This is a genomic window from Palleronia sp., assembly GCF_042089775.1.
GTDB lineage: Bacteria > Pseudomonadota > Alphaproteobacteria > Rhodobacterales > Rhodobacteraceae > Palleronia.
The window spans coordinates 1-4619 of sequence record NZ_JBELKF010000162.1 but is presented as its reverse complement, the minus strand read 5'-3'; the positions used below and the strand labels follow the sequence as shown (position 1 = coordinate 4619).

Annotated in this window: 2 protein-coding genes; both read right to left on the bottom strand. The window is 66.2% G+C overall.

Annotation, left to right across the window (positions count from 1 at the left end; all coding sequences use genetic code 11):
• A partial coding sequence (locus ACFDS3_RS19160; protein WP_375263942.1) for a hypothetical protein occupies positions 1-1918 on the bottom strand: 1918 nt, incomplete at its 3' end.
• A 4-nt stretch (positions 1919-1922) separates the two neighbouring features.
• On the bottom strand, positions 1923-4619 hold a 2697-nt coding region (locus ACFDS3_RS19155), incomplete at its 5' end, for a strawberry notch C-terminal domain-containing protein (RefSeq protein ID WP_375263941.1).

The window sequence follows — 4619 nt, the reverse complement described above, 5'->3', positions numbered from 1 at the left end:
CATTCCGTCCATCGTGACCACGGGCCTCGCGCTGCGCGCGGAGCGCTTCGCGGTAGCTGAGGATCTCGTCGAAGTTGGCTGCTAGCGCGCCGCTCTTCAGGCTTGCGAGGAACTCGCGCGCTGCGGCGCGGGCTTCCTCTGACGGAGTGGAGTTGTTCTCCGCTCGGTGCTGGACGCTCCGAAGGTTCGAGCGGATCTCGGCCGCATCCTCGCCGCGGATCCCCGCGAGCTCGATGGTCGAATGGCTGATCTCACCGCTCTCGTCCTGCACGGAGTAGATGTGGCTCGAGGCCTGCTTTGCCGAGTGCAGGTAGGCGTAGCCCACGCAGTGCCCGAGACGGCGGCTTTCCTCGCGCATCATCTCGTGGTTCCGGAAGGGCCGGACCACCAGTCCGTTGCTCGCCCGGAACTCGTCGCTGAGCACCGGGAAGCTGTCGTCGGTCCAAGCTTCGGCCGCGGAGACATCGGGCTCAGGTCCGTTGATCGCAGTCATGAGGGCCGGGATGCGGCTCGAATAGCGCCGTGCCGTCTCGAAGAGGTCCCGCGCGACGTTCTTCGCGGAGCCGGCGACGATCGTGAAGCTTGCCATGAAGCCGCGATCCACCCATTCATGAGCGATCTCGGGCAGCTCGCGGCCAGTGCTCTCGATCGATTTGAAGATCTGCGGCAGCACGGCCTGTCTCGCGATGCTATCGACCACCTCGATCGCGTCCATCGTGGTCAAGGCGATCGTGGCGCGGTCGAACTGACCGGGTTCGAAATCGGCCGCACGGGCGAGCGTCTCGTGAAAGCGCACCCAGTCCCCCTTGGCTGCCATCAGCACGTCGGAGACAGGGATGCCGAACGCGTTGTGCAACGGAATGGCGCAGCCTGCCAGCACATCGTTGTAGCGCAGCCAGGCTTCATCGGTCTGCGGCGTCCGATCGGGCGGCATCGTCGCCAGATGACGCAGGCTGTCGGAAAGCTCGACCCGGGCCGAGGTGGCGAAACGGCGCTGGCGATCGACCCCGAGCGCGTCCTCGCCATGCATGTCCTGGCGTGTCTCGAAGGCCGGACCGGCGGGCATCGGCGCCGTCAGTTTCGACATGCGCTTCAGGGCCGCCTTGCCCAGGCCGGTGCGCTCGCTCAGCAGGGGCTGGATCGGCTCCCCGGCATCCACGGCCTTCGCCAGCGCGGGGCTGTCGGCGATGATCCCGGCGAAGACGGGATAGCTCGCGGCCGCCTGGGCGCGGTAGCGCGCGACGGTGCCATCCTTGCGCTCGGCCGGATCGATCCCGTGGCCGCCGTAATAGGTGACGGCGGCGGAACTGGGGCGGGTGGCACCCGCCAGCGCGGTTTCGGCCGCCTCGAGGTTCAGATCGGGCGGCGCGACCTCCGGGTAGCGCGCGGCGATCCCGCGCTGCATCCGGTGCGCATTGAGGCCGGGCAGCGCCCCACCGACATTGATGAAGCGGGGTCGCAGGGGCACCCTGCCCTGACCGCCCGGCATTTCGCGCAGGTAGGTGCGCAACCGGTTGATCATGGGGCGGCTCACCTCGATCCGCGGCTCCGCGCGCGGGGCCATGGCCGGGCGGACCTCGGCGCCGCGATTGAGGAAAGCGTCGAAGGCGCTGAGCGCGCTTTCGCGGCTGGCGGGCTCGGCCGTGGCGTCCTGCTCGGCGATGATCGGGTTGCCGGTGACCTGCGCCAGGGCGAGCACGCAGAAGGCCTCCACGCTTTCCTCCGTGATGTCCTGGTTGGCCATCTTCACCGGGCGCACGTTGGAGATGGCGCCGCCGGGACGATCGCCGATCATTCCCTTTAGCTCGTGGGTCCGGGTATCGAGCGACATGATCCCCCAGCACGGGTTCTCCCGGTCTTCTACGAAGTGGATGTCGACCCGGTTGCCGGCCTGCGTCTTTTCGAATTTGAGCTTCATTTCATCACCACTGAATATCGTCCATGTCGAGATCGTCCACGGGCGCTTCATCGACTTCGTCGTTGCGCGCGAGGATCTCCTCGACGGGGCGGCGTGCGTCGGGCTGGTCGACGCCGGCCGCGAGCAGGGCCTGGGCGGCGACATCGACGCCTTCCTGGGCCGGCGCGGGCACCTCCTGGATCACCTCCGCGTCCTCGATCTCGTGACCGGCGCCGTTCATGCCCATCATCCGTTCCATGTCGTTGGTCACATCGTTGACCGCGCCGCGCAGCTTGCCCGACACCATCAGCCCGGCATCATCGAGCATCGAGATGATCTGGACAGCCTTCCGACGTCCCTCCTCGGTGCGGATGTCAAAGCGGACGAAACCAGCATGGTTCGGGTTATCGCCGCGCAGGCCCCGGGTCCGGATGTCCTTCTTTTCGGGCAGCGCCTTGTCGTAGAGCGCTTCGAAGAGACCCGGGCGCTCCGCGAACCAGTCCCGGTTCGTCTTGCGCAGCGGGACCAGATCGAAATTCGCGAAGGCCATACCCATCGTGATCCGAATGTCGGCGTCGATGGCCGCGCCAGGCGTGGTCTTCGGGCTCATCATTCCCCAGAGGGTCATGCTGGTTTTGCGATTGGTCATGCGATCGATGACCAGCTCATTGGGCAGCCGGTCCTCGAGGTAGCGGTAGGTGAGCTCGGCGGCGATGCGCGAGGAATGCACCTCGACCGGCAGATGCTCCATGTTGATCTTGGCCTTCTGCACGACGATGCCGCGGTGGATCCGGCCCTCGGTGTCGCGATAGAGGGACACCGAGCCGAGATCGTGCTGCGCGGAGGTCGCGATCGCCTCGAGGATGTTGCCGTGCAGGATCTGCACGGGCAGGCGGCGCGTCACCAGAGAGGCACGGTCATACTCCTCGAGGAAGCTCGCGCTCGTTCCATCCGAGATCCCCATGCCGAAGCGCAGGGTTTCCATTCGGTAGCTCATGATCCGCGACAGCGACATGCGCTCGGGCTTCGAGAAGCCGGGCGCCACGGTGTCGACCTTGTAGGCCGAGGGCAGGTCGTAATGCGCCGGGTTGGCGGGCGGCACGAGGCCGACGATCACGCGCCGGATCTGGCCACGGTCGTCCTCATCCATGGGCAGGCCGATCGTGGCGCCGGGCACCATGTTCTCCAGCACCCAGGCGAGGTCCGACATCTTCTCGAACTTGTTGCGGAAACGCATGCCGGCGGTGTTCGGGTCTTCCATGGCTTCCTCGAGGGTGACCCCCTCCGGCAGTAGCGGCCGCAGCAGGTTCGGCAGGTTCTGGGTCAGGCGCTCGGCATAGGGCTTGAAGCCGTCCGATCCATAGAGGCGGCGGCATTCGTCGACCTTCTCGACCAGCTTGTCCCCGTTCCAGGCTTCCTCATCGAAATGATGGATGCCGGTGGAAATGTAGAGCGGCGAGGTGAAGGCGGACCGCGAAAGATCCCCCTCCTCGGCCTCCTGGCCCGAGAAGATGCCGGTCGCGACGATTTCGACGCGCCCGTCGAGCATCTTTGGCTTGAGCGGGTTGGCGTTGCGGCTGTCGAGCTCTTCGATCAGCGCCTCGAACTCGAGGAAGAGCCGCTGCATGAATTCGTTCTGCTCATGCGACAGCAGCGAGCCACTGCGGACCATGGCCTTGTTCGCGAGGCTCTCGATGCCGCTCGTCACGCCACCTGCCCCTTCGTCGATGGTCTCGTTGCCGACGGCCGCGATCCCCTCGGCATTTGCCGTGGTGTCCTCGGCGAACTCGGAGAAGCCGAGACGGCGGGCGATGGCCGGAACCGAGACGAGCACGTTGCGCGCGGCCTGGTCGCCGACCTTGTTGAGCAGGTCCGGAACCTTCTCGACCAGCATCGGGTGCGCACGGTTGCCATCCACGCTGGCACCGACCGAGCGCAGCTTGTTGTTCTTCTGCTGGTCGATCCGCATCTCCGGCGTGAGGCCGGTCGAGACGGCTCGCACACGCGGCTTGTGGAGCTGGCCGTAGCGGTTTCCGCGGCCGAGTGCCTGAATATACTTGATGATGTCGAGCGGGGTCTCGAACTCGAGCTGAGTCCGGGGGCGCTGATCCTTGAAGTCCGGGCTGGCATGGAACGAGCCGCCGGTCGCGCCGGCCTGGTTGAACAGGATCACATCGATCTCACCCGCGTTGTAGGCGTCGATCGTCTCCCGCCGCTTGCGGCCCTGGCGGCGCTGGATATGGCCGTCGCGGTAGCACAGGCCACGGCCCGAGATCTCGCCTACGGCAAGCCCGTTCGCCTCGAGGCGCTCGATCAACGCGTCGAGCGGGGAAACCGCCAGCGAATCCGGCAAGGCTTCGATCATCTGCTCCACCCGCTGGGCCGTTTCGCGGACATGCGGGTAGAGGTCCCGCGCATCGGTCACCTCGTCGTTGTCCTTCACGCGGTAGAGCGAGTCATGGACGCGGCGGATCTGGTCCTTGAGGGTCAGGCCGGTAGCCTCGGCCATGGCCTCATCGGAAATCCTGCCTTCGGGGCCTTTCGCAAATTCGCGAAGCAGCGCCTCGTTCGTCGAGTGGAAGGTGATCATCGGCTTGCGGCCTTCGGCGATCTCCTCGAGCACCGCATCGACCATCTGATCGACCTTCATCGCGCAGAGCAGCAGCCGCTGCAGAGCCGAGAGCGGCGAGCCCACGGCGAGCGAATACTGGTTGAGGGTGTT